The organism is Marinobacterium sp. xm-g-59 (assembly GCF_013283315.1).
Classification (GTDB): domain Bacteria; phylum Pseudomonadota; class Gammaproteobacteria; order Pseudomonadales; family Balneatricaceae; genus Marinobacterium_E.
Window position 1 is genome coordinate 51721 of record NZ_WBYR01000010.1, and the last position, 22428, is coordinate 74148.

The 22428-nt window shown below is 47.0% G+C and carries 21 protein-coding genes; 11 read left to right on the forward strand and 10 right to left on the reverse strand.

All coding sequences use genetic code 11. From position 1 onward, the window contains the following. Positions 1-132: 132 nt before the first annotated feature. The 4 genes from XMG59_RS10185 to dctP form a co-directional block, all read right to left on the reverse strand. Complete coding sequence (locus tag XMG59_RS10185) at positions 133-999, reverse strand: shikimate dehydrogenase (protein ID WP_173498650.1); 867 nt, start codon at positions 997-999, stop codon at positions 133-135. Between the two features lie 12 nt (positions 1000-1011). Next, positions 1012-2295: a TRAP transporter large permease gene (locus XMG59_RS10190; RefSeq protein WP_173480146.1), complete on the reverse strand. Its 1284-nt coding sequence runs from the start codon at positions 2293-2295 to the stop codon at positions 1012-1014. Then, positions 2295-2852 carry a TRAP transporter small permease gene (locus XMG59_RS10195; protein ID WP_173480147.1) on the reverse strand — a complete coding sequence of 186 codons (558 nt, stop codon included), beginning with the start codon at positions 2850-2852 and terminating at the stop codon, positions 2295-2297. Before XMG59_RS10195 ends, XMG59_RS10190 begins: the two co-directional genes overlap by 1 nt. An 86-nt stretch (positions 2853-2938) precedes the next feature. Then, positions 2939-3943, reverse strand: a complete 1005-nt coding sequence (dctP, locus tag XMG59_RS10200; protein ID WP_173480148.1) for a DctP family TRAP transporter solute-binding subunit — start codon at positions 3941-3943, stop codon at positions 2939-2941. A 257-nt stretch (positions 3944-4200) separates the two neighbouring features. Between dctP and XMG59_RS10205 the strand changes: the two genes are divergently transcribed. Both XMG59_RS10205 and XMG59_RS10210 read left to right on the forward strand, forming a co-directional pair. Next, a complete protein-coding gene (locus XMG59_RS10205; RefSeq protein ID WP_173480149.1) occupies positions 4201-4851 on the forward strand; it encodes a TetR family transcriptional regulator in 651 nt (216 codons plus the stop codon). 74 nt (positions 4852-4925) lie between these two features. After that, positions 4926-6077 (forward strand): sugar MFS transporter, encoded by a 1152-nt coding sequence (locus tag XMG59_RS10210; protein WP_173498651.1) that lies wholly within the window; start codon positions 4926-4928, stop codon positions 6075-6077. Between the two features lie 13 nt (positions 6078-6090). Here XMG59_RS10210 and XMG59_RS10215 read toward each other — a convergent pair whose 3' ends face one another. From XMG59_RS10215 to XMG59_RS10230, 4 genes are read right to left on the reverse strand one after another with little or no spacing between them, the layout of a single operon-like run. Further along, entirely contained in the window at positions 6091-6897 is an 807-nt protein-coding gene (locus XMG59_RS10215; RefSeq protein ID WP_173498652.1) for a sugar phosphate isomerase/epimerase, read from the reverse strand. Between the two features lie 4 nt (positions 6898-6901). Next, the gene (locus XMG59_RS10220) at positions 6902-7519 is read right to left on the reverse strand and encodes an NIPSNAP family protein (RefSeq protein ID WP_173498653.1); all 618 of its coding nucleotides are present in this window, start codon (positions 7517-7519) and stop codon (positions 6902-6904) included. Between the two features lie 13 nt (positions 7520-7532). Further along, positions 7533-9254, reverse strand: a complete 1722-nt coding sequence (locus XMG59_RS10225) for an FAD-dependent oxidoreductase (RefSeq protein WP_173498654.1) — start codon at positions 9252-9254, stop codon at positions 7533-7535. Between the two features lie 3 nt (positions 9255-9257). Beyond that, positions 9258-10049, reverse strand: coding sequence for an IclR family transcriptional regulator (locus tag XMG59_RS10230; RefSeq protein WP_173498655.1), 792 nt, complete (start codon positions 10047-10049; stop codon positions 9258-9260). 148 nt (positions 10050-10197) lie between these two features. On the opposite strand from XMG59_RS10230, the gene XMG59_RS10235 reads away from it, so the two are divergent. The 9 genes from XMG59_RS10235 (at position 10198) to XMG59_RS10275 (ending at position 20328) form a co-directional block, all read left to right on the forward strand. Beyond that, on the forward strand, positions 10198-11883 hold the full coding sequence (locus XMG59_RS10235) for an FAD-dependent oxidoreductase (RefSeq protein WP_173498656.1): 1686 nt from the start codon (positions 10198-10200) through the stop codon (positions 11881-11883). Next, a complete protein-coding gene (locus XMG59_RS10240; protein ID WP_173498657.1) occupies positions 11883-12713 on the forward strand; it encodes a shikimate dehydrogenase in 831 nt (276 codons plus the stop codon). Before XMG59_RS10235 ends, XMG59_RS10240 begins: the two co-directional genes overlap by 1 nt. A gap of 10 nt (positions 12714-12723) precedes the next feature. Then, positions 12724-14400 (forward strand): FAD-dependent oxidoreductase, encoded by a 1677-nt coding sequence (locus XMG59_RS10245; RefSeq protein WP_173498658.1) that lies wholly within the window; start codon positions 12724-12726, stop codon positions 14398-14400. Then, entirely contained in the window at positions 14393-15202 is an 810-nt protein-coding gene (locus XMG59_RS10250) for a sugar phosphate isomerase/epimerase (protein WP_173498659.1), read from the forward strand. Before XMG59_RS10245 ends, XMG59_RS10250 begins: the two co-directional genes overlap by 8 nt. A gap of 97 nt (positions 15203-15299) precedes the next feature. Further along, positions 15300-16196 carry a LysR family transcriptional regulator gene (locus XMG59_RS10255; RefSeq protein WP_173498660.1) on the forward strand — a complete coding sequence of 299 codons (897 nt, stop codon included), beginning with the start codon at positions 15300-15302 and terminating at the stop codon, positions 16194-16196. Between the two features lie 106 nt (positions 16197-16302). Further along, positions 16303-17295, forward strand: a complete 993-nt coding sequence (locus XMG59_RS10260; RefSeq protein WP_173498661.1) for a tripartite tricarboxylate transporter substrate binding protein — start codon at positions 16303-16305, stop codon at positions 17293-17295. Between the two features lie 81 nt (positions 17296-17376). Beyond that, complete coding sequence (locus XMG59_RS10265; RefSeq protein WP_173498662.1) at positions 17377-17901, forward strand: tripartite tricarboxylate transporter TctB family protein; 525 nt, start codon at positions 17377-17379, stop codon at positions 17899-17901. Beyond that, positions 17901-19391 carry a tripartite tricarboxylate transporter permease gene (locus XMG59_RS10270; RefSeq protein WP_173498663.1) on the forward strand — a complete coding sequence of 497 codons (1491 nt, stop codon included), beginning with the start codon at positions 17901-17903 and terminating at the stop codon, positions 19389-19391. Before XMG59_RS10265 ends, XMG59_RS10270 begins: the two co-directional genes overlap by 1 nt. Before the next feature lie 73 nt (positions 19392-19464). Continuing rightward, the gene (locus XMG59_RS10275) at positions 19465-20328 is read left to right on the forward strand and encodes a shikimate dehydrogenase (RefSeq protein WP_173498664.1); all 864 of its coding nucleotides are present in this window, start codon (positions 19465-19467) and stop codon (positions 20326-20328) included. A gap of 48 nt (positions 20329-20376) precedes the next feature. Here the strand turns inward: XMG59_RS10275 and XMG59_RS10280 are convergent, their stop codons facing one another. Both XMG59_RS10280 and XMG59_RS10285 read right to left on the reverse strand, forming a co-directional pair. After that, positions 20377-20703, reverse strand: coding sequence for an NIPSNAP family protein (locus XMG59_RS10280; RefSeq protein WP_173498665.1), 327 nt, complete (start codon positions 20701-20703; stop codon positions 20377-20379). Positions 20704-20712: 9 nt separating this feature from the next. Then, on the reverse strand, positions 20713-22419 hold the full coding sequence (locus tag XMG59_RS10285) for an FAD-dependent oxidoreductase (RefSeq protein ID WP_173498666.1): 1707 nt from the start codon (positions 22417-22419) through the stop codon (positions 20713-20715). Positions 22420-22428: the final 9 nt, after the last annotated feature.

A 22428-nucleotide genomic window follows, 5' to 3' on the forward strand; every position in this document is an offset into this window, starting at 1 on the left:
TACAAGATCGCTCCAACCGATCGTGCAGTATCTCTTTGCTGCCCTTTGTAGGAGCCTTATCGCAGATGAGGCGATAGATTTGAAAGAGAATCGCGACCTTTTACAAGATCGCTCCAACAGCGCCCAAGTCATTCAGCGCAACTTGATAAACGTGCTCTGAATATCAAACTCTTCAATAAAACGTCCCAACGCTTCATGCCCATCCGCTTTGATACCAGCAAAGGTATCAAACGCATCAATGCCTTGATGGAAGAAGAGGTCAAAGCCACTGACGATATCCAAACCCGCTTCGTGAGCGGCCGTTAGGAACTCAGTTTCTAGTGGGACATAGACCGCATCGAACGCCCACTCTTGACCACCAAATAGTTCTGGGTCTAGTGGAATGCCAGGTGTAGCGTAATGTCCAACGGGTGTGCAGTTGACCAACCCGTTGGCGGCTTTAGCTGTTTCGGCTAGCTGCTCTTTAGAGATCACTTCAGCGTTATAGCCTTTAGCCCGTACCGCAGCCGCTAACGCTTCAGCCCCTTCAACATTTAGGTCAAAGATGTTCAGCTTAGTTGCGCCACAATGGAACAGTCCAAAGGCAACCGCTCGACCGACACCGCCGGCGCCTAGCATCAGTACTTCACCTGCTGGCTTGTCACCACGTTGAGCTTTGTAGCCGTGAATAAAACCGGTGTAATCCGTGTTTGTTGCCTTTACAGCACCATTGGCTAGGTAGAGTGTATTGGTTGCACCTACTTCACGTACCGCTTCATCGGGCTCATCAACGAACTCAACGGCAATGGATTTGAAGGGGAAGGTGACGTTGCAACCGGTAAATCCATCATTACGAAGTGATTGAAGCATGGTTTTAAATGCCTCTTTGTCACTTTGACCCGGATCCTTCAAGTCGTAAGAGACATCAAAGCCATAGATATCGCCCAACATCTTGTGCAGGAAAGGGGCACGCGATTGTGAGATTGAGTTACCGATTAAACCCAGTTTAAGTTGCTTCATAGCTGTCATCCTTTACAGCAAGCCCAGTGCTGTTGGTAATCCAATCACCAAATCTGGAACGAACGTGATAATAATAAGAACTAAAAGCTCCACTAAGAATAGCGGCAAAATCACCTTGCTCAGCTTCGCCATACCGACCTTAGCGATGGAGTCCGCGACAAACAGGCAGAGTCCCATTGGTGGTGTGATCAAGCCAATCATTAGGTTGAAGATAATTATGATGCCAAGGTGAGTTGGGTCGACGCCTAGACTCACAGCAATTGGGTGCAGAATCGGCACCAGTACCAACATTGCCGCGATGCCCTCTAGGAACAGACCGACCACTAAGAAGAGAATGATGACGCCGACTAAGAACATCCACTGAACCGTCATGTACTCCAAGGCGAAGTCAGTGATCATGTTGGGAACGCGGTTGTAGTTCATCAACCAGTTAGCAGCAGCAACCGCACCGATAACGACCATGATGATCGAGCTGTCGCGCATCGCTCGGGCGAAAAGACCGGCCAGTTTAGAGACTTTCAGCTCTTTGAAGACAAAGATTCCGACAAACAGGGCGTAGGCCACGGCAAAGCTGGCCGCTTCCGTTGGCGTCACGACCCCCATCAGTATTGAGCCAACCACGAAGACAGGCATCAATAGAGGAATAATCCCTTGGATCAGGGCGCGAGAGTTGCTCTGCTTTTCGCCAAGTTCGTGCTCTGTGCCCTGCTTCTCGTAGTGGCCTTTGAAGAAGTAGACGTAGACCGAAAGGAAGATCGCAAGCATTACACCGGGAACCACACCGGCCATGAATAGCGCGGGTACCGAGACACCCGTCACAGTCAGGGCATAGATGATGACAGGAATCGATGGTGGAATAATCGGACCAATGACGGAAGAGGCCGCCGTAATGGCAGCAGCAAACTCACGTGGGTAGCCTTTCTTCTCCATCTCTGGAATAAAGACACGACCAATCGCCGATGTATCCGCAACCGCAGAGCCAGAGAGACCGGCAAATATGACCGAAGCCCAGATATTCACCATGGCTAAGCCGGCACGCATTTTGCCGACCAAAACGTTCGCAAAGGCGATGATACGACTGGTGATACCCGACTCATTCATCAGCTCGCCGGCAAGAATAAATAGAGGGATCGCCAATAGTGGGTAAGAGGCCATGCCACCAAACATCTGTGTTGCCACGATGCGAAGGTGGTATGGGAATTCGCCCACAGCCATGAAGTAGAGCAGTGCAGCGATGATGGCAAAAGCGATGGGTAGGCCAATAAAGATACCGCCTAGAAGAATGGCATAAGTCATTAGAATGCGCCCTCCGCTTCATGTTGATCGGTATTCGCAGCTCGATTTAGCAGGCGCAGTAGTGCTGCTACTGCAAGCATGGCGCCACCCAGCACCATAGCGAAGTAGTAGGGGTACATCTGCCCAAGAACCGCAAGCTGTTCGATACCGAATAGATCTCGAAGTTCACGCGCACTTGAAAGGATGCTGGATGCATCGACTTTGCCGCGCTTCATCATGAAGAGGTAGCCGGAGTAGCTCAACAGCGCACCTATAACGACCATGCAGAGGTCCACAAAGAAATTGATCGGTTTGTGGGCTGCTTTAGGCAGCAGACCCGCGACAAGATCAAAAGAGACATGGCGATCGAGCAGGTAAGCCCAAGCCATGCCAAACATAATTCCGTAGACTGCCAGGTAGACGGGTAACTCCTCGCCCCATGGGATCGACTCTCCGATGGTGTAACGGCGTACTGAGTTTATGAAGATGATCAGGAACACTGAAGCCATAGAGATGGCTGAACCTGCTGCAAAAAAGGTACCGACGAAGCGGGTCACCTTACGCAATAGAGTGTGCATAAGTCATACCGACAGTTATAAGTTTTTTGAGAAATAGGCTCCGACCGGATGGTCGGAGCCGTGCAAACCTGAAGAGGTTTGGAGTATTACTTAGAAGCAGCTTCTACAGCAGCGTCTAGTTTAGCGATCCACTCATCGCTACCTAGCTCTTTAGCAAGCCACTCTTTAACCGCTGGCTGTGCAAGCTTCTTGAACTGAGCCATTTCGTCAGCTGTTGGTGAGTGTACTTTCATACCTTCAGCAACCACTTTCGTTACGCCTTCAGCCGTGTTGAACTGCTGAATTGCGCGACCCATTAGGCCTGCAGTACGAGCGGCTTTAGCAATGATGTCCTGCTCAGCAGCGCTTAGAGACTGGAAGAATTCGTCGTTGATTACGATGAAGTCAGCAGCGTAAACGTGGCCATCAAGAACCATGTACTTCTGTAGCTTGTGAAGGTTGTTGTTGTAGATAGTGCCGACAGGGTTTTCCTGACCGTCAACAACACCAGTTGTAAGTGCGTTTGGAAGTTCAGACCAAGCGATAGGCGTTGGTTCACCGCCAAGACCTTCAACCATCTCTACGTATAGAGGGATTGGCTGAACGCGGAACTTAAGACCTTTCATGTCTGCTGGAGATTTGATCTCACGAACGTTGTTAGTGAAGTTACGGAAACCTGTCTCACCGTATGCAAGTGTGCGTAGGCCAGTCTCTTCTAGACAGTGTGCAGCAAGATCTTGACCAAACTGACCGTCAAGTACGTCCCAGGCGATCGTTGCGTTTGAGAATGTGTAAGGAATGTTTAGAACGTCAGCTTCTTTACAGATTTTAGCCATAGCGCCAGAAACGATCGCCATGTGCGTAGTGCCTTCCTGTGCTTGCTGAACTAGATCGCCTTCGTTACCTAGAGCTTTTGCTGGGAAAAGTTCTACTTTGATATCTGTCTCACCTTCAACAATGTTTTTGAAGATGACACCAGCAGCACCTTTTTTAGATGTCTGCCAGTCAGCGCCGTCAACGTGACCTAGTTTGATAGTGGGTGCTGCAAAAGTTGAAACAGAAGCAGCGGCTACAGCAGTAGCAACAAGAGTTTTTAGCATCGCCTTTTTCATTGGGCTCTCCAATTTATTATCGTTTCACGCCTAGAGATGACGTTTCCAAGATTTTTTGTAGCAAGATGTCTAAAACCACCTACCCCAAGCAAGCTGGTTTTATTGTCTTGCTCTTAGCTTTTGTACTACTTGGTTAAAACTAAGTAGTGCAAATTTGCCATAGCCCTATACAGGCATTCAAGCTTTTTGTACTATTTGGTTAAAACAATTTGTTAGAACCTTTATAACCGTTTTTTAAACGTTTGGTTAAAAGTAAAATGAGTATCCCTTCTACATCGAACCGTTCAGCCGCAAAAAAACGTAATCCTGAAGCAGTTAAAGCCAATATCCTGCGTGTCGCCACCGAAGAGTTTGCCACCTCAGGCTATGCCGGTGCGCGGGTCAATGTGATCGCTGAAAAAACCGATACATCCAAGCGGATGATCTACTACTACTTTGGCGATAAAAAAGAGCTCTACCGTACCGTTCTTGAGGCTGCCTACCGAGATATCCGTTTGGGCGAGCAACAGCTGCATTTGAATGATCTCAATCCCGAGCAGGCGCTTCGCTCACTGGTGGCGTTCACTTTTGAACATCAGCGCAACAATCCGCAGTTTATTCGTCTGGTTATGATTGAGAACATTCACGAGGGACGCAATCTGATCGCAAAAGAGGCGTTTGAGGAGGTTAACAACCCTGCCATCGATCGGCTTGGCGAGATCTACCAACGAGGTGTTGAGGAGGGTGTTTTTCGATCGGGCATCAGTGTCATTGAGCTTCACTGGTTGATCAGTTCAGCCTGTTTCTTCAATAACTCAAACCGCTCAACCTTCAGTGCAGCCTTTGGCAACGATCTATTTACGGAAGAGGGGCAAAGTCATCTTAATCAGCAGGTACAAGAGATGATTTTGCGCTTTGTCGCCAACTGATATTTAAGAACATTTTGGATTGGTAACTTCATTAGAGCTTCGCTAGATTGAAGCTCTTTTTTAGTGAGTTTTACATGCATCCTAGCCGCCTTCTTTTAGTTCTCTGCTTTATAGCGTTCATCTCTTTAGGTCTGCCTGATGCGCTGCTCGCTGTGGCTTGGCCTACCATGGCCGATGAGTTCTCAACCACTCTGGATCGTCTCGGAATCATCATGACCGGCGGAACCGTCGGTTATGCTCTGAGCAGCTTCATGATCGGTGCAATTGTTAATCGTATTGGATTGGCTGGCCTGCTGATTCAAAGTGCTTCACTTACCGTCATCGCATTGGTGCTGTTTATGGTTGTGCCTGACTGGTATTGGATGCCCTTTGTCGCACTGATTGCCGGTCTGGGCGGTGGTGGTATCGATGCGGGCCTCAATGCCTATGTGGAGAAACACTACTCAAGCCGTATCATGCAGTGGTTGCATGCCAGTTTTGGTGTCGGAGTCACTCTAGGTCCTGCCATCATGACCCTATCGCTGGCGATGACAGGTCTGTGGCGGCCTGGCTATCTGTTGGTCGCGTTTTTGATGTTATTGATGCTTTCTGCTTTTATCCACTATCGCGGCTTATGGAGTGACCAGCCTAGTGCTGGTGAACCGGAAGAGCAGGGTAATGCCAGCATGCTCGCCACGCTCAAACTACCGGCGGCATGGCTAAGTATGTTGGCCTTTTTTCTCTACACCTCGGCAGAGATTGGATTGGGCTTTTGGGCATTTACCCTGTTGACGGAGTCGAGGGGTGTGGTCCTTGCCACGGCAGGGCTTTGGGTCACTCTCTACTGGGGATCTTTTACCCTTGGTCGAATCGTTTCGGGCCTGCTTGCGCCCAAGTTAGGTGAGATGAAGCTGACGCTCTATGGTCTTTTACTTTCACTGATTGGCTTGGTTCTGTTCACCCTTCAAATAGGTGGGCCAGGTGGGGTCTATGGGCTTGCTCTGGTCGGCCTTGGCTTTGCACCAACCTTCCCAGCACTGCTTTCAACCACCTCAGAGCGAGTCGCAAAATCGCATGTGACCAACCTGATCGGCATGCAGATCTCTGCCGCCGGAGTTGGTTTAGTGGTTATGCCACTCTCTTTGGGGCTTATAGTCTCTAGTGTCGGATTGGAAGCGCTGGCGCAGGTTTTCTTGGGCATGACCGCCAGCGTCTTTTTGCTGCTTACCTTGATTCGTAAAAGATAAAACTCTATTGAGCTTAGAGAGAAGCAACCAGTTGTTGAGTTCTCGATAGCGCTTGGAGAGCCCGATCCTTAGGTGAGACAGTCGCTTCCTCAGCAGTTCTCGGAATTTCAATACTGATGACTTTATCTCTAGGAAGCGCCCGTAGCATTGAGGCTATATCAATATCGCCATCCCCGGGAAGAAATCGCTCACCCCTAGCATTGTGTATCAATTGATCCAAGGTTGGGTTTTTGATGTAAGGTGCATCACAGACCTGGATGTAGTTGATACGACTTGGGTCAATTGAACGCAAATCGTCTAACGAACTCTCTGAGCGGTCATAGTGCAGTGCATCCACAAGAATCGCTGCATTTGAATAGTTAACAGCGCTTGTAACTTCAATAGCATCACGAATGTGTTTGACCGCGGTCCAAGGCATTGGCTCCAAGTCCGCACTCATACCAAACTCTGCTGCACGTTTGCAGAAGTTGCCGTAGTTCTCTATAAGGCGGTTTCTATCCAGATCATCACCAGCAACCAGTACGTGCTTCGCACCAAGTTCTGCACCAACCGAGAGAAACTGATCGAAACGAGCTAGATTAAAGCTGTCATTAATTCGCACAATTTCAATATCAGCTAACTTGATGCCAGTTTCATTCATTGCAGACAGCGTTCGCTGTTGCAGATTTTTGTCGGTTAGAATCGCGAACGGATCTTCAGCGCCTGCTGGTAAAAGTCGAAAACCAACCATGTCATATCCAGTTTCGGCTGCAACGAGTACAGCCTCATCTGGAGATAACTCTTTGGTCGTTAAATAAGCGAGAGAATATTGATTGCCCATATGCTTATTTCAGCGGTGAAAATGGCATTGGAATAGCCATTGTTGATTCCATTTCAGGGCGAAGGAAAGCGGGTCCGCCCGCTGGCGGCCAAACACCATCTGCAACACTCTTGCCGCGTGCTTCGGCGCGGGCATTAGCTGAATCGTATGGCCAGATCTGTGTAAAGCGGGTTGGTCCGTCAAGTGAGTACATTGCGATAGTGAGTGGTGAGTATTCAACACGCTTTGGAACGGCTTCGCGCCATTTTTCAATGGTTGGAGCTAGGCCATTCAGGGTTGGTTGATAAGTGCGGATCTCATAAACCTTGCCAAATTCACCTGGCTCAATTTCAGGCATGAAATCAAGCGCTTTATATGAATCACAGCTGTAGTGAAGCAGGTTTTCGCCGCCGTTAAATGGATCAGAAGAAAGACGGATACGGTCACGCTCTTCATACATCTCTTCAAGCGAGTTAAAGCCGCGAAGTAGGTAGACTTCGTTCAGGCTACCCACGTCTGAGAACCAAGCGCCGTATAGAGTACCCTTTGCTTCCGGTGCATTTAGGAAAGCTTGAATGCCATCGGCCATTTTTCCGGCACCAAATATCACTGTTTTTAGTGTGATTAGTTCGTAGTATTTCATCTTCGCTCCAAAATTAATTGTCTGGTTTGTTGTTAAAATGTTTGCCGATAGCTTGACCGCAGAGATAACCAAAGGTCATGGCTGGCCCAAGGGTAATGCCGCCGCTAGGGTAGTCTCCTCTGAATATACTGGCCGCCTCATTACCAACGGCATATAGCCCTGGTATGGGTTCGTCTGCTGCATTAACGACCTGGCACTCATGATTAGTCTTGAGTCCAATAAAGGTGCCAAGGCTGCCTGAATCCAGTTTTACCGCATAGAAGGGTGGCTTTTTGAGTTCACCTAACGATGGGTTCGGTTTGTGTTCAAAATCGCCCGCACCTTTGTTGTAGGTTGACTCGCCACGATTGAAATCTAGATCTTCTCCTTTGGCAGCAAAGTCATTAAAACGCGCCACCGTTTCATTCAACGAGTCACTGGGTACCCCCATTTTCTGTGCAAGCTTGTTAAGTGAATTTGCTTTCAAAAGGTAGCCAGTTTTAAGTGCCCGTAAGTTTAGGAAAGGAGCTGGTTTTGCCCAGCCTAGTCCCCAGCGGCGATAAGCCTTGTGATCTGCTATTACCCAGCTTACCGGTTGCTCATCAGAATAGGTGTCAAAGTAACCTTGTTGGAACATGTGGTAGCAGTTGGCTTCGTTTGTGAAACGATGGCCGTCTGGGCCAACTGCAATAATGCCAGGTTTGCCTCGTTCTAATAGATGAGGATATTTACCAACGCTGCCATCTGCTCTTTTAACTCTACTGCAAGGTGCCCAAGCAGCACCCTCGCGATAATCTGAAGAGATTGCAGCACCGATCTTTTGCGCCAACTCGATTATTGAGCCAGTGTTTTCCGGGACAGCCGCTGAAAAATGTTGAGCTCCCGCTCTGGGTGCAATGTATTTATTCAGAAGTTTTTGGTTATGAGGGAATCCACCAGCAGCCGATACGACAGCCTTGGCCTTAATCTCGATGGATTCACCATTTCTGTGAATAGTTACGCCTGAAACACCGTTTTGATTCGAGATAAACGTCTCTATCTCCACGTCTGTAAAGTGTTCAACGCCAAGATCGAGTGTGCTTTTAAATAGAGATGCAGCTAACGCATTACCGTTTTGGAGGTACATGCTGCGTCGAAACAGGATCAAATCTTTGAAGTGGGTCAAGAATCTTTTACAAACATGGATGAAAGCACTTGGTTTTCTTAAAGCATCATAAAATTGGCGAAGTTCAAAGGAGCCAATACCCATCCCCCAAACTGAAGCGATATCCAAAGGGCGTCGAAGAAAGTGAATATTCTTGCCCAGTTTGCGGCCATTAAAAGGGGCCGCACATAAAGATCTTCCACCCGTCACTGAACCAGGTAAATCTTGCATGTCTGGTACTTTATTCCCAGCTATGAAATCGACACTGGTTGTTGAACGATAGTGCTCGACCATTTTTGGAGCAGCATCTAAGAAGGTATCAACTCTTGGATCAAGCTCCGCTCCGTTTGCGACAGAGGTAAGATAACGTTTAACCTCTTCCTTTGAGTCTGCGATACCCGCCTCTTTTGCGTAGGGGTTTTGTGGCAGCCACATCCAACCCCCTGACCAAGCGGACGTGCCTCCAATAACTGAGCTCTTTTCAAAAACAGCAACTTTCAAACCTTGCTGAGCAGAGCTTAATGCAGTGGATAGACCTGCAGCACCAGAGCCAATAACGACAACATCGTAATCCTTACTGGGCTTTGTGTGTTTTATAGACGATACAGGCACTCGCTAAACCTCAAGATGCTTAAAGTAATTGGACGCTCTGCTTGCTTCACTAAGCTCTTTCGAGGCACGTTCTAGACGCTTTTCGAATGTATCCATGCGCTCTTTAGTCAGCCTTACTGCAGGCCCTGCAATGCTGACGGTTCCGAATGGTTTTCCTGTCACTGGGTCGTATATCACTCGCGCCATAGCGGCCATTCCGTCGAGGAAAGAGTTGCAGTTGATGCTATAGCCACGTTTTCTAGTCGTGCCAAGTACATCTAACAGTTGTTGAATAGTCATTGGTGCGCCAGATCCTTGTCCGTCTCTGGTCATGCCTTGCTTCATGACTTTTGAGATGGCTTCTTCGTCACTCATGGTTGCTAGAAGCGCTATGCCAGAGGCTGACGAAGCAAAATGAGCTGTCTGGCCTTGCTCTGAACTTGGGTCATATTTAAGGCCTGATTTTGTTCCTTGGGAGACACCTACCCAAACCAGATGCTCGCCATCAATGATCGCCATGCGAATCAGTTCTTCAGTTTGCTCAGCAAGTTTGTCGAGTATTGGCTGAGTCACGTCATTTAGGCCGAGCCCTCCAAGATATGAGAGCCCGAGTGCCGATAGCTTTATGGTTAATGCGTAGTGTTTACCTTGATCTAACTGTCGCACATAACCCAACTCCTCAAGCATTTTAAGTGAGCGATGAATACCACTAGCGGGTTGGCCGAGCGCTTCTGATAACGAAGAGACTGAACTGCCATGCGGGTTTTGGGCTAGGTATTCGATTAGGCTAAAGGCTTTCTCTAATGCACTACTCATTTCGACTACTGGTAATTTCGACTACTGGTAAAAATTTTGTTTTGTGAATTTGGACTATAACAGAAGTGAAATGTTTTTAAAAAGTTGAATGAAATTCAAATTTATGAGATTTTTATCTTATCAATTTAAGCGATCGAGGTAAGTTCGCGTGTCTAATTTAAGCTCTAATTACGATTTTATTGTCTGTGGCTCTGGTGCGGCAGGCCTCTCTGGTGCCGTGTTTGCAGCGCTTAAAGGTTGGAAGGTATTGCTGCTAGAAGAGAGTCAGTATGTTGGCGGTACCAGTGCCTTATCTGGTGGCACGACTTGGACACCACTCAGTTCAATTGGGCGTGAAGTTAACGACAGCGACACATTAGAAGAGGTAACCGCTTTTCTAGATGGAACGGTCGGCGATGCTTCAGATGCCGATGTTCGAACAAGTTTTCTTGCACACGCGGCCACTGCGGTTGAAACGCTGCAAAGTCAGACTCGAATGGAATTTCGTCCATGTCCTAAACATCCAGACTATATGTGGGATGCTGGACACGCGACATTGAATGGTCGTGCGATCGAGCCAGTCCCCTACAAAACTGGCCCTATGGGTAAGTTGCGTGATTTGGTGCGCCCGCCTATCGAAGAGTTTACGGTTCTCGGTGGTATGCAGGTTGACCGTATCGATATTCGTAACCTTCTTGATCGTTACAAATCGGTTAAATCGTTTTTCTATGTAGGGCGTTTGGTTGCGACCTATGTGCTTGATCGCATTTTTTATGGACGTCACTCTCGTTATGTCATGGGGCAGGCGATGATTGCTCGTCTGCTTCATTCAGCTAGTGAGCTAGGCGTCGATATAAAAGTTAATGCGTCGGTTACCGAGCTTGTTGAAGATTCTGGTCGAGTGGTTGGGGTTAAGTTCTCTGAAAACGGCAGCAATCAAGAGGCTACTACTGAACGTGGAGTGTTGCTTGCTACGGGTGGTTTTGGTGCAAGTAAAGAGCGTCAGTCTAAGTACTATGAAGAGACCTGTTCAGGTATCTCACCGGCAAGTGCAGACAATAAAGCGACGTTGCACCCACTGGCGGAAAGTTTAGGCGCACACTATGGAAGTGCGGATAAGCATCCTGCTTTTTATGCGCCTTGTTCAACGCGTACTCGCAAAGACGGATCAACTGCAGTTTATCCTCACTTCGTATTTGATCGCAGCAAGCCAGGTACTATCTGTGTAAATGGTGACGGTCAGCGCTTCTTAAACGAAACAATTTCATACCACGATTTTGGCCGAACAGTGCTCGGTAAAAAGATGGGTCAAGAACCTATCTGGTTGATTGGAGATCAAAAAGCAGCAAATAAATTTGGACTCGGTCTATTGCGTCCAGGTGGAGATAACCCTGAGCCTTTAATCAAAGAGGGCTACCTGAAGAGTGCAACTACCATCGAAGGTTTAGCTGAAGCTATTGGTGTTCCTGCAGAAAATCTTGCTGCAACGCTAACTAAATATAATGCAGATGCCATTCGTGGCGAAGATCCTGAGTTTGGTCGAGGCTCTACACCATATCAGCAACATAACGGTGATCCAGAGAATGCGCCTAATACAACGATTCGAGCGCTTGAAGGACCGTTTTTCGCAGTGAAACTTGAAATTGGGGTTATAGGTACCGCCAAAGGTTTCTCAGGTAACGAGAACGGACAGTTAGTTAAGGATGATGGAACAGTGATTGAGGGATTGTATGCTGCTGGTAATGACCTTCAGTCAATTATGGGGGGTGTATACCCAGGACCCGGCATTACTATCGGACCAGGCATTACATTCGCATACATTGCTACTAAGCATGCAGCAGGAGAGTTGAACTAATGGGTTTTGAACTATCTGGCGAAACTCGCCTATTTCCAATCGTTGGTGATCCAATTGCTCAGGTACGCTCGCCTAAGTATCTTACAGAGATTATGGCGGCTCGTGGTATCAATGGCATTGTGCCGCCAGTCCACGTAGCCCCCAAAGATCTTACTGGTTTCTTTATAACCGCTAAATCGTTACAAAACCTTGATGGCATCGTTATTACTCTGCCTCACAAAATCGACTCTCTAGAGTTTTGTGATCGGGTGACAAAGCGCGCATCAGTGATTGGTGCTGTGAATGTGACTCGTCGAATGGCAGATGGCAGCTTCTATGGTGACAACACTGATGGTGAAGCCTATGTCGCTGCCATTCGAAATCGGGGTGGTGAGCCAGAAGGTAAACAGGTACTGCAAATCGGTGTTGGCGGTGCTGGCAGTGCTGTGGCTTATGAGTTTTTGGCTCAGGGCGTAGCAACCCTTTTTATATTCGATCTTGATGCTGCTCGTTTATCCCAGGCAGTTACCAAATTAGATGCGGTGTTCCCTGGTCGTGTTCGGGCTGCAGAGAGTAACTCCCCTAAAGGTATGGATATCGTTGCCAATGTAACGCCCGTGGGTATGAAAGAGGGCGATCCTACACCTGTCCCACTTGAAGAGTTAACGGCAGATATGATGTTTGGTGATGCGCTGACTAAGCCTGCTATCTCTAAAACGGGTGAGTATGCTCGCTCTATAGGCTGCAAAGCGATGGCTGGCGCTGATATGTTTGATGCGCAGGCAGAAACGCTCGTTAGCTTTATGACCGATGATGAGTCTAAGTTCCTCACTGGATTCGAAAAGCTTTAGTGGTAATTGCATGAATAGTTCTAGTTACGACCTGATTGTTCTGGGTTCAGGTGCTGCAGGGTTGTCCAGTGCAGTTACTGCTGCAAAAAACGGCCTACGTGTCCTAGTGATTGAAAAGGATAAGGATATTGGCGGCACAACTGCATGGTCAGGTGGCTGGATATGGTCCCCACGAAACTTATTTGCCACTGCTCGCGGTATCCATCATGAGCCTTCGGAGGTTCGAGAGTATCTGAAAAATGTTACCGGTCCATTTTTTAATGAAAAGCGAGTGGACGCTTTCATAGAAAATGCGCCAAAAATGATCGATTTCTTCCACAATAATACCTCCCTTCAGTTTCAAGGAGACCCAGGTATTCCTGATACTTACGGTCATCAACCAGGTGCTGGAATGGGTGGACGTTCGGCAATTGCGGAGCCGTTTGATGCAAAGCTCCTGGGTAAGCACTTTTCTAAGCTTAAGAAGCCTCTTGATGAGACCACATTCTATGGCCTGATGATTCAATCCGGACCAGACCTGAAAGCATTCATGTCAGTGACCCGTTCATTTAAATCACTTGTGCATGTTGGGCTGCGCATGACGCGTTTTCTGTTTGATCTCCTCCGATTTAAACGCAGCACCGACCTTCGTAACGGCAATGCTTTAATTGGGCGCCTCTTTAAGTCGGCCATAGACTTAGGAGTGGAGTTTAAGTTAGAGACTCAGGTTACTAGCCTTATTGAACAGAGCGGCAAGGTTGTCGGAGTTAAAATAGGTAGTGAAGAGATTTTATCAGCTTGTGGTGTAGTGCTAGCTAGCGGAGGCTACCCGCACGATAAAGATCGTAGAGAAAAACTCTTTGTTCGAAATTCTGAGCATGCAACGTTGGCTACGCCACTGGCGACTGGAGATGGCGCGGCGCTTGCTGAAAGTGTTGGTGGACATTTTAAATCAGACACGGCAGCACCAGCAGCCTATTGCCCCGTTTCATTGGTTCCATGGCAGAGCGGTCGTATTGGTGTTTTCCCTCATATTATCGATCGCGGTAAGCCTGGTCTTATTGCTGTGCGTCGTAATGGTAAACGTTTCTGCAACGAAGGACTGGGATATCACGATTTTGTTACCGACCTTCAGGCTCAATTAGATGCTGATGAGCCTGCAAAGGCCTGGATGATCTGTGATCACCGATTCTTACGTCGTTATGGACTTGGCATTGTTCGTCCAACACCGGTTCCATACTCAGCCTGGGTTAAATCAGGGTATCTCAAAGAGGCTAACTCTCTTGAGGAGTTGGCAAGCCAGTGTGGGATTGATTCAGCAGCGCTTGTTGAAACTGTAGAATCATTCAATGACTCAGCAGCCAAAGGTGAAGATCCAGAATTTGGCCGTGGTACTACGCCATACATGCGTCTTCAGGGTGATGCTGAGATTCAGCCTAACCCCTGTGTCGCGCCAATCGTGAAGGCCCCTTTCTTTGCTATTGAAGTAGTTCCGGGAAGCTTTGGTACTTTTGCGGGTATAGATGTGAATGAGCATTGTCAGGTACTCAAGTCGGATGGCTCAACAGTAGATGGTTTGTATGCTGTTGGGACTGATGCAGCGAGTGTCTTTGGTGGTTTCTATCCGGCTGGCGGTATTGCAATTGGACCTGCACTGACCTTTGGCTACGTAGTGGGTAATCATGTGTCGGGCCTAACCAATGAATAACACTCCATTGGGGCTGGCGCATCTATCCGCATTGGATCTGCCACCACCACAGTTCATTCGTGCTGCAGCAGAGGCAGGGTTTGAAAGCGTTGGGCTTCGCTTTGTAGCGGTGAACGATGTGACACCCGGTTATCCGTTGATGTCTGATGCCAAGATGCTTCGAGAAACCAAATCGGCTCTCGCAGAAACCGGCCTTCGGGTAAACGATGTCGAGTTTTTAAAGTTTGAACCCACTACTGACCCAGGCTCATTTGATGCGCTTATAGAGACAGCGGCTGAACTTGGAGCCAAGAGCATCATTACTGCGCCGTATGATGACGATCTCACTCGTCTTGGTGACAACCTTGGTCAATTTGCTGATTTAACAGCGGCTAAAGGTATTCAGGCGGTTCTAGAGTTTTTCCCTTGGACCGTTATTAATGACCTAGCGAGTTGCTGGGCGTTGGTTCAGAACAGTTCAGAGCATCTAGGTATCTTGGTTGATTCACTTCACTTTAATCGTTCGAATTCTAGTATCGAGCTCTTAAAGAGCATCCCTGCCGATCGACTTCCATTCGCTCAGTTGTGTGATGCGCCTGTGCAATCGAGTTATACCTTTGAAGAGCTGATCTATGCCGGTCGTGATGAGCGATTAGCGCCAGGCTTAGGTGAAATTTCTATCGCAGAAATTGTTGATGCTCTGCCTAGTGATATAGCTATTTCACTGGAGGTGCCGCAGATCAAAAAAACAAAGGAGCTAGGTGAAAGTGTAGTGTTGCGACAGCTATTTTCGGATACTCAGGCTTATCTAAAAAATCGATAATAAGTAGCATATAAATTGTTAGGTATAACTTAATACTATTTGTTAGTTTTACTTTTTAGCGCTGGTTAGCGTAATTTTTTAACCCAAAGGAATCGGTTTGCGCGATATAACGCTTAGGCAAATTGAGGCGATTAGAGCTGTAATGATTCGAGGTAGCATCCGAGGTGCTGCAGAGCATCTCCACGTTTCAGCTCCGGGCATTAGTCGTATTATCAAGCATGCCGAAGATACTTTGGGCATTCGATTGTTTGAGCGAAAGGGTGGCACCTTTGTTCCAGCAGTTGAGGCGAGAAACTTTTTTGACCAGCTGTCAGAAGTTTATAAGGGTGTTGAGAATTTACAGCTCGCTCTTGAGTCAGTTAAGCGTGGCGATGATTCAGAATTGTCATTCGCATCTGCACCTTCAATAGCTGCTTACATTGCCCCCCAAGCTGTACGCACTATTAGGGACTGTTACCCAGGCCTCTATATCGATCTGAATATCGTTAAATATGAAGAGGCTATTGATTATGTCCTGTTAGAGCAGGGTGAGTTCGCCATTATGACTACCGATGTTGATAGTCAGGGCATAGATGTGAAGTTTTTGGGAAGTGTGCCCGTTAAGGTCATTCTTCCTCAGGGACATGAGTTGGCTGCGAAACAGGTTATCTCTGTTCAAGATATTCGAAGTGAATCGATTATCGGTGTCGACCCCCAAGATCCTTTTGGTGCACAGCTTTATGCGCCATTTAAAGATGCAGGACTCAATGTTGTTTATGCAACACGAGGGCGCTTTTCACAAACGGTGATAGGTTTAGTTCGTGAAAATCAGGGTGTCGCTCTTATAGATGATACCTCTGTTTTGAGAAGGGATTTGAGCGGTGTAGAGGTTAGAGACTTAGCTGAGGAGTACTCAGTCTCAGTTTACTTATACTCGAAGACGGGTCATAAAATGTCGAGCTTCGCACAACAAACGATTTCAGAAATTGAAAAAAAATTGAGTCGCGAAAAATAACAATATGTTAACAATGGTTAAATATTGGTATTTGACGTTATTCACAACTGGGTTAAGAATATTAAAAGGTCTTGACCTAATAAATAAAAAAACATGGAGAGATAAAATGCGTAAGCTTCTTCTGGGTGCTGCACTAGCACTGACAACAACTTCGGCATTCGCTGCTGATTACCCTGCAAAAGACGTTCAAGGCATCATCCAATGGGGTGCTGGCGGTTCAACTGATACCGTAATGCGCTCTGTAACTCCACACGCTGAAAAAGTATTGGGTCGTGACATTGTTATGACTAACAAAACTGGCGGTGTTGGTGCAATCGCAATGAAATATGTAAACGCTCAGAAAGCTGACGGTTACACGCTTCTAATGGGCGCAGAAAACCCACAGATGTACAAGACTCTTGGTCTTGCTGATATCGACTACAACGACATGATCCCAGTAAACGTTCTAGCTCGTGGTGTGCCAATTTTCGTTGCACGTAACGATGCACCATACAACAACATGGAAGAGCTTGTAGCTTACGCAAAAGCGAATCCAGGTGCTGTTAAAACAGGTTCTACAGGTCCTGGTGGTCTAACGTCTATCGTTCTAGCTATGCTTAACGCACAGGCTAAAGTTGAGTTCACAGGTGTTCCATACGACGGTGACGGCCCAGCTCTTACAGCACTTCAGGGTGGCGCTATTGACGTAATGCCTGCGGTACTGGGTGCTGCTATCGAGCACGTTAAGGCGGGTCGTATGAAAGCGATTGGTCTTGTAGACGTTGCTGCTAACCCACTTCTACCAGGCGTTGCTCCAATCACTGAAGCCTTCCCTGGCTACAAAGAGTTCCTACCTTGGGGTCCATTCTTCGGTGTGTTCGTTAAGAAAGGCACTCCAGATGACGCTGTTGCAAAACTTCAAGCAGCGTACGCTGAAGCAGCTAAGGCACCAGAATTCTTGAAACTTATGGATGACCGTGGTTTCACAGTGATGGGTATCTCTGGTACAGAAGCAGAGAAGTTCCTAACGAACTACCGCGCTACTTCATCTTGTATCGTTCACAACGCTGGTTTCGGCAAGCGTGATCCTGCTGAGTTCGGTATTAACTGTTCAAAGTAAGTTCTAACGACTCTAACAACCGGGCTCTCTGCCCGGTTGTTTCTACTAAAGCGCTGTTGCGCCATTAGTTCGGTGATTTCTATGCTTCACTCTCAACATCTTTCTAATAAACCTGGTGAGGTAATCTTCGGATTCCTACTGGTTGCCTTTAGTCTTTTCTTGTTTTGGCAGTCCTACAGTATTGCTCAGTTTTCAGCGTTAAGCTCTCCTGGTGCTTTCCCTATGGCCGCATCTGGTTTGATGGTGATTACCTCTTGTATCATCGCTGTACAGAATCTCAAGCTACCAAAACAAGAAGGGGCTCGCTTTACCGTAGACATTATGCCTAAAGTGGTTGCGGTCACTTTAGCAATGCTCTTGATATTCTCGGTCGTGCTTGAGACGGTTGGTTTTATTATCACTGCGTTTCTATTTCTTTTTGCAACGCTGCGCTACCTCCATAAGTCCAGCTGGCAACGTAGCTTCCTGCTTGCGTTTATGGTTCTGGTCATTATCTATGTCATCTTCCGATTGATTTTCCAAGTGGTGCTTCCCGAAGGCTTTGTTCCAGAACGAGAAATAATGGCTTGGATCGAAGATCTGTTTAAAGCTAAGGAGGCACAATAATGGAAGCGCTTAGTAACTTCTTGATTACTTGGACCTCAATAGACCTTCTCGCACTGACTGCGTTAGGAACTTTTTTAGGAATATACATTGGGGCGATTCCTGGTCTGTCAGTGACCATGGCCGTTTCAATTCTTATCTCATTCACATTCTCATGGGATGTTTTCAATGCACTTGCCTTGATGGTAGGTGTCTTCATGGGTGGCGTGTACGGCGGTTCACGAACAGCGATTCTACTCAACATTCCTGGTGCTCCATCTGCTATTGCCACAGCACTTGATGGCTTCCCGATGGCTCAGAAAGGTGAAGCCGGTCGCGCTATTGGCCTCTCTACAGTAATGTCTGTGATTGGAGGATTTGTCGGCATCATTATTCTATCGATCGCAGCGCCAAATATTTCAGAGTTTGCCATCACTTTCCAACCTCGTGATTACATGATGTTAGGTATTATGGGGATTCTTTTAGTTGGCTCCCTCTCTGGAGAGAGCCTAACAAAGGGTATTTTCGCGGGTGCTTTCGGCATGCTGATCGGTACGGTAGGACTTGATCCCTTAACCGCAGAGGAGCGCTTCACGTTTGGTGTGGTTGAACTCTGGAATGGTATCAACCCAGTGGCCGTCATGATTGGTATGTTTGGTTTGTCTGAAGCATTGATGCAGCTGCACCATCTGGATAAACAGGCTATCAAACAAAAGCTCGACAAGATCATCCCTAGCTGGAGTGATGTTAAAAAGTATCTACCACTTAGCCTGCAGACTTCATCCCTTGGTACTGTGATTGGTGCATTGCCAGGAACGGGAGGTGATATCGCTGCATTAATCTCCTACGACTACGCAAAACGCACCACAAAAAAACCTAAAGTGCCTTTTGGTCAGGGTGCCAAAGAGGGGCTTATTGCTCCAGAGACTGCTAACAATGCAGCCGTTGGTGGTGCTTATATTCCTATGTTGACGCTGGGTATACCTGGTGATGCCGTGACAGCCGTCTTTATCGGTGCGCTGTTTATTCACGGTTTGAATCCTGGGCCTCTCTTATTGGTTGAGCGACCAGAGATGTTTTGGATGACCGTAGGTAACCTGACTCTGGCCAATATTTTCGTTCTAATTTTTGGTCTTACCGGCATTAAACTGTTCTCGAAAATTGTTGAGTGTCCAAAGGGCGTTTTGGTTCCTCTGATTTTTATCCTCTCAATAGTAGGTGCTTATGCAATCAACACTTCCATTGCTGATGTGTGGTGGATGATCGCTTTTGGTGTGCTTGGCTACTTTATGAAGCTCTATGGCTTCCAAGTGGGTCCGGTAATTTTGGGTGTTATCTTGGCGCGTCTTGTTGACGAGAACTGGCGTCGTGCAATTATCTCTGAGCGTGAATCGCTACCAGACTTCTTTGCCAACCTATTCTCTAGCCCGCTATCGGTAGCACTCTTCTCAATCATAGTTCTTGCGCTGATTTCACAGACTCCTGTTATGCGCCTGTTTAAACGTAAAAGTTAGCTCTGCCACAACTTGGGGTTGTGACTTTATGAGGGGCTTCGGCCTCTCTTTTTTGGTCAAAAGGGATCCGAATATGACAATTAAGATAGGTTTAATTGGCCATGCCATCAGCCAATCGCAATCACCAGCACTGCATAAAATGCTCGGTAAAATTTATGGTTTTGATGTTCAGTACGACCTAATTGAGCCTGAACATAATACGTTAGAGTGCTTTCAAGAAACCGTTTCTCGCATGAAGGAACAAGGATATGTAGCAACAAACGTAACTTTCCCATTCAAACAGTTGGCTACTCACGTGGTGACTGACGCTGATCAAGCAGTAGAGATGGTTGGCTCAACCAATACAATGAGAATAGGCGCAGATAGTTTCGAAGCGACGAACACCGACTTTAGTGGTTTTGTAAAAGGTTACGTTAGCCGACGTGGCGACAAGCCTGCGGGCAAAGTGCTTATGCTGGGTGCTGGTGGTGTAGGGCGTGCTGTTGCTTTCGGTTTAACTAAACTCAATGCGGAAAAAATCTATGTGTATGATTTGAGCGCAGCAGGTGCCGAGTCCTTGGTTGAAGCACTCATTGCTTCAGGAGCAGATGCTGAAGCTATTCTCGCCGATGAAATCCCCAACGTTGCTAAGCAGGTTGATGGGCTGGTTAACTGTACACCTATAGGGCATCTCAAATCGCCAGGCAACCCACTTGACCCTTCACTATTTGGCGGACAGAAGTGGGCATTTGATGCGGTCTATGTGCCGCTTGATACTGAATTCCTACAGGCTTCTCATGCTGCTGGTTTGGAATTAGTGTCTGGTTTTGATCTATTTTTCTATCAGGGAATAGATGCGTTTCAGTTCTTTGTTCAAAAAGAAATAGATCCGAGTGAAGCGAGAGCGCAATTTGTGAAACAGTTTAATGTTAATAGTCAGTTACTAGATTTGAATTAAATTCTTTTATAAATAAAACAACGGGAGCTAATTGCTCCCGTTTTCATTTTAATTGTCGTTTAGGGCGTCAATCGACCTTATTAGTGATGTGCTTTGAGAAACGATCAAATGACCTGATGCAGCTAAGTATTTAGCGAATTCAGGGTGGCTGTCTCGAGCCGCTGATCTCTTCTCATAATCATCTAATGACTCATAACCCCATAGATGAACAAACTGATTTTGTTCACCTACCCAAGTTGTATAAAACCCAAGTGGATTGCCAAGTGTCTCTCTTAAAATGGGCATGGCAAGAGTGTTGAATACTTCAATAAACTCGCCCATTTTTCGTGGCGCAATTGTATAGATACGATGATCTACTATTGGCATAGTTTTCATCTGATTTCCTTACTCTAAATGATCATCAATACCAGCTAAATGACGCCCAGTCACATAGCCTGCAGTCATAATAGGCCCTAATGTGATGCCTGCTGCAGGGTAGGTGCCACCCATTACGCTATGGCGATCATTACCTACTGCAAACAGCCCCTCAACCTTTGTGCCATCGGGACGAAGAACTGCACCATAGTTGTCAGTTGGAATGCCACTGAATGTGCCAAGGTCGCCCATGTACACTTTCAGTGCAAAGAAAGGTGCTTTAAGTATAGGAGCTACACAAGGGTTTGGTTGGTTATCTGGGTCAGCCAAATATCGGTTAAAGCTAGTGGCGCCTCTGTTAAACATCGGGTCCTGACCGTTCACAGCGTCTTTGTTGTATGTGTCGATAGTTGACTTCAATGTGTCAGTATCTACACCGATCTCAGACGCCAGTGCTTCTAAGCTGCTACCTTTTTTAAGATATCCATTCTTAACAAAAGAGCCATAAGGAAGCGGGGCAGGTTTAACGTAGCCAAGACCATATTTACCAAGACAGGTGCTATCACATACGAGCCACATATAGGTTTCTGTACTATCAGCACAAGCATTAGTCATCGATGTACCCACATCATGGTATGACTCACTCTCATTACAGAATCGCTCACCCTTTGGAGATATACCAATAACACCTGGTTTGTATCGATCGAGCAGGTGAGGGAACATACCTTTAGTGCCATCACTAAAAGGAACAACAGAGGTAGGCATCCAAGCTGCGGGTTCTTTATAGTCAGAAGAGATCTCTACCCCAATCTCTTCTACCATTCGCATTGAGTCACCAGTGTTATCGACGGGTACTGGTGAATGATGTTCTCCACCGCGCTGTAGGTGCGGATAAACCTTCTTGATACGTTCAATTTCTTGAGCAAAACCACCTGCAGCAAGCACTACGCCTTTGCGTGCTTTAAGTTCTACAGTCCCTTCCGCAGTCTTCGCTAAAACACCAACAACCTTGCCCTCTTCAATGAGAAGTTTTTCGACCGCTGTTGAGGTGTGAATAGGGATATTCAAATCAAATGAACTTTTAGCTAATCGAGCAGCTAGAGCATTACCACTAGTTACATTGATAGCTCTGCCATAGCGAATAAGCTCAACCATATGGTTTGCGAGGCGCTTGCATACGTATATGAACGAGGTGATTGACTTCGTCGCTTTAAAAAAGTGTTTAAGGTCAGCATTGGAAGAGTTGAACATCATGCCGATAAACGTGATGGTTCTTAGTGGCGGACGAAGACGCTTCATCTCCTTGCCAAGCTCGGTGATATTAAAGGGTTTCGCTAGAATCGAACGACCAATATCTACGCCACCTGAGTAGGTTGGATGATAATCAGGGTAGAGCGTTGGGATAAATTGAACACTGGTGTTTTGTTCAAAGAAATCGACCATTTCAGCGCCTTTGTCGAGGAAAGCTCTGGCAGATTTTTGATCGAATGCTTCGCCGGCTTCGGTTCTCATGTATTCTTCAGCAGCTTCAAGCGTATCGTTTGGATTCTGCTTTAACCCGTGGTGGTTACACGGGATCCAAAGAACGCCCCCAGCAAACGCTGTAGTTCCACCATAGACATCTGCTTTTTCAATGACTTGTACATCCAAACCATTGTGTTTGGCTGTAATAGCTGTGGATAGGCCTCCAGCTCCGGAACCTATTACAAGTAGGTCACACTCTTTTTTAATGTTCATAGTCATGCT

Excerpts from the sequence above, each read along its gene's own strand:
- XMG59_RS10205 (WP_173480149.1), top strand. The coding sequence starts at position 4,201 with ATGAGTATCCCTTCTACATCGAACCGTTCAGCCGCAAAAAAACGTAAT.
- XMG59_RS10285 (WP_173498666.1), bottom strand. The coding sequence starts at position 22,419 with ATGAACATTAAAAAAGAGTGTGACCTACTTGTAATAGGTTCCGGAGCT.
- XMG59_RS10280 (WP_173498665.1), bottom strand. The coding sequence starts at position 20,703 with ATGAAAACTATGCCAATAGTAGATCATCGTATCTATACAATTGCGCCA.
- XMG59_RS10240 (WP_173498657.1), top strand. The coding sequence starts at position 11,883 with ATGGGTTTTGAACTATCTGGCGAAACTCGCCTATTTCCAATCGTTGGT.
- XMG59_RS10190 (WP_173480146.1), bottom strand. The coding sequence starts at position 2,295 with ATGACTTATGCCATTCTTCTAGGCGGTATCTTTATTGGCCTACCCATC.
- XMG59_RS10215 (WP_173498652.1), bottom strand. The coding sequence starts at position 6,897 with ATGGGCAATCAATATTCTCTCGCTTATTTAACGACCAAAGAGTTATCT.
- XMG59_RS10265 (WP_173498662.1), top strand. The coding sequence starts at position 17,377 with ATGCTTCACTCTCAACATCTTTCTAATAAACCTGGTGAGGTAATCTTC.
- XMG59_RS10210 (WP_173498651.1), top strand. The coding sequence starts at position 4,926 with ATGCATCCTAGCCGCCTTCTTTTAGTTCTCTGCTTTATAGCGTTCATC.
- XMG59_RS10270 (WP_173498663.1), top strand. The coding sequence starts at position 17,901 with ATGGAAGCGCTTAGTAACTTCTTGATTACTTGGACCTCAATAGACCTT.
- XMG59_RS10250 (WP_173498659.1), top strand. The coding sequence starts at position 14,393 with ATGAATAACACTCCATTGGGGCTGGCGCATCTATCCGCATTGGATCTG.
- XMG59_RS10275 (WP_173498664.1), top strand. The coding sequence starts at position 19,465 with ATGACAATTAAGATAGGTTTAATTGGCCATGCCATCAGCCAATCGCAA.
- XMG59_RS10230 (WP_173498655.1), bottom strand. The coding sequence starts at position 10,049 with ATGAGTAGTGCATTAGAGAAAGCCTTTAGCCTAATCGAATACCTAGCC.
- XMG59_RS10260 (WP_173498661.1), top strand. The coding sequence starts at position 16,303 with ATGCGTAAGCTTCTTCTGGGTGCTGCACTAGCACTGACAACAACTTCG.
- XMG59_RS10195 (WP_173480147.1), bottom strand. The coding sequence starts at position 2,852 with ATGCACACTCTATTGCGTAAGGTGACCCGCTTCGTCGGTACCTTTTTT.
- XMG59_RS10245 (WP_173498658.1), top strand. The coding sequence starts at position 12,724 with ATGAATAGTTCTAGTTACGACCTGATTGTTCTGGGTTCAGGTGCTGCA.
- XMG59_RS10220 (WP_173498653.1), bottom strand. The coding sequence starts at position 7,519 with ATGAAATACTACGAACTAATCACACTAAAAACAGTGATATTTGGTGCC.
- XMG59_RS10185 (WP_173498650.1), bottom strand. The coding sequence starts at position 999 with ATGAAGCAACTTAAACTGGGTTTAATCGGTAACTCAATCTCACAATCG.
- dctP (WP_173480148.1), bottom strand. The coding sequence starts at position 3,943 with ATGAAAAAGGCGATGCTAAAAACTCTTGTTGCTACTGCTGTAGCCGCT.